Consider the following 2,171-nt stretch of genomic DNA (forward strand, 5'->3'; position numbering starts at 1 on the left):
CATCTAAAGTGTAGGTAGAAAAATCTATTTCAGAGTCCATGAAAAAAATCCGTCATATAGTGTTATTAAAAAGCAATCTAACACAACTAATTCAAGCTATTCAATTGTTTAAGATTATCAAATAAAAAACTACTAAAAAGTAGCCTTTAATTATTAATTACCCTTAAGCTTTTTAACTGTGCTGCCTTTTTAAGCGCCCACCAACCAATTACTAAGCTCATTAATATACGTACAGGAAAGTAAATAACAGCTGGTATGCCAAATAACCACTTGGCAATGCCTTGTGGCATTACATAAAATGCGACCCGCTTCACCCAAAATATAAACTCAACATACTGCGCTAAAAAGTCATTAAGCGATAAGCTTAGTAGCGCTAATTCATTACTTATTAGAACCCATAAGGCATATAAACCAAGCAGACTATCACCCATACTACCGATATAAGATGAGTAGCCTATAAATAATAAAAAACTGCGCATGGTAAGTCCTTCTTAGCTGTACCAACAAGTTAAAATACAAACTAGCTAATCCAAAAAATATTAAAAATGGCTTTGTTAATTGCACCCTTTAGACGTTTTAACTAATTGGATATTATTAACACTTGCGTGTACTCCACAGTAAAACATGTAGTTAGAGCAATGATAGTTTTCATCCATAATATTCAAACCATTCTCATCAAATTCTAGCTCAAACTTACAGTTAATATCGTATTCGGGCTCTTGCTCTTCAAACACCAGTTTTTTACCCTTTAGTATTAAAGGTAATGGTTCTGTCGTCCCTTCTAATGGCGCTGTTATCGTGCAAATATGAAAGTTAAAGCCCCAGATAAGACCTTCTGTAAAATATTTATCGTCTTTTTTAAATATATTTATATAGCTCGTTTTTAATTTAAAACGCTCATCACTTTCGCTACCATCATCGTTGAGCATAGGGATCGCGCTAGTTATTTTGTCAGTTCTTGAATAGCATCCTTCAAATGAGTCTGCATGTGAATATCCACTAAAGACCGCACTTGCTAGCATAAAAGCTGTTTTAATCATCACTCGCTCCTTGCTGTAATGTTAAGTTCGCTCAAAAAAACGCCCTGTATCGTCTGTCATTTTTACTGGTAAACCGTTACCAACCATAAAGTGATAAAAACGCAAATCATCAATCAGGTCAGGGGCTGATATTTCTATGTCTCGGTAAGTCGCGTCTCTAAATTTAAACCTTAAGGTATGCTCAAACCGTTTCGTTTGACAATAAAGCACTTCTTCTAGCTCAGACACCTTTATATTTATACCAAGTAATTTAAATTCACCATTCGCAATATCAATAGCTTGTGATTGCTTATTATTTGTAGATAGCCATTCAATAACCACTCCTAAAGAAGATAATCCAAACAAATATAAAAACTGATGCAATAGAGGCTTTTCGTTAATTACTTCCATGTAAAATAGCAAAATGACAATAAATAATGCTGATAAAGCCAAGCTGTAGATTATTTTAAATCCGGGTAATTTTTTTTGCCTGGGCAAAGCTGCCATAATTAATATCCTGATTAATCTACATAACTCACTTTTGTTCCCGCTAAATGATCATGTAAACATCGTTTATCTTTTCCAAATATAAATAATGGATTAACAAAACCAGCTATAAACTGACCTACCGAAGGGATAAGTGATAATAGTTGCATACAAAGCATGCGTTTAAAGTAAATTGTAGTAAAGCTTGCTTGTGTACCATCTAAATTTTCAATACGGATAGACATTAAAGATTTACCAATTGTTTGTCCGCGTTGGTACATAAGGTAACCATGAAGCACTAACGTGCTTAATATGCCATAACCTAGCAAACCTGCAAATAAAGTAAGTGTTGGTTGGCTTAAATTATCAAACCCTACGAGTATGAATACAGGTATAAAACAAACAACACCTAAAACGCCATCAACAATAGCAGCCACTAGCCTGTCTGAGCGCGTTGCTTTTTCTCCTGCTACTTTTGATACAATATTTTCAGATGGGTTCTGTGCTTCTCGCGTTTCAATTAAGTCGTCTATTTCTTTTGCTCGATCTGGGTAGGCTTCGCGATCTATAGCGCTCGCTGATGAGTAAAGCTAATCTAAAGTGTAAGTAGAAAAATCAATTTCAGAATCCATGCAAAAAATCCATATAGTGTTATTAAAAAGTAAT

At 34.4% G+C, this 2,171-nt stretch carries 4 protein-coding genes; all 4 read right to left on the bottom strand.

Annotation, left to right across the window (positions count from 1 at the left end):
* Window positions 1–146 precede the first annotated feature (146 nt).
* Complete coding sequence (locus tag H5072_RS17530) at window positions 147–479, bottom strand: hypothetical protein (protein ID WP_182694280.1); 333 nt, start codon at window positions 477–479, stop codon at window positions 147–149.
* Between the two features lie 75 nt (window positions 480–554).
* On the bottom strand, window positions 555–1,040 hold the full coding sequence (locus H5072_RS17535; RefSeq protein ID WP_259395977.1) for a hypothetical protein: 486 nt from the start codon (window positions 1,038–1,040) through the stop codon (window positions 555–557).
* A 21-nt stretch (window positions 1,041–1,061) separates the two neighbouring features.
* Window positions 1,062–1,430: a hypothetical protein gene (locus tag H5072_RS17540; RefSeq protein WP_004334605.1), complete on the bottom strand. Its 369-nt coding sequence runs from the start codon at window positions 1,428–1,430 to the stop codon at window positions 1,062–1,064.
* Between the two features lie 110 nt (window positions 1,431–1,540).
* Window positions 1,541–2,074 carry an RDD family protein gene (locus H5072_RS17545; RefSeq protein WP_310735897.1) on the bottom strand — a complete coding sequence of 178 codons (534 nt, stop codon included), beginning with the start codon at window positions 2,072–2,074 and terminating at the stop codon, window positions 1,541–1,543.
* Window positions 2,075–2,171: the final 97 nt, after the last annotated feature.

It is taken from the genome of Pseudoalteromonas sp. SR45-5, from assembly GCF_014163565.1.
GTDB classification, from domain to species: Bacteria; Pseudomonadota; Gammaproteobacteria; order Enterobacterales; family Alteromonadaceae; genus Pseudoalteromonas; species Pseudoalteromonas distincta.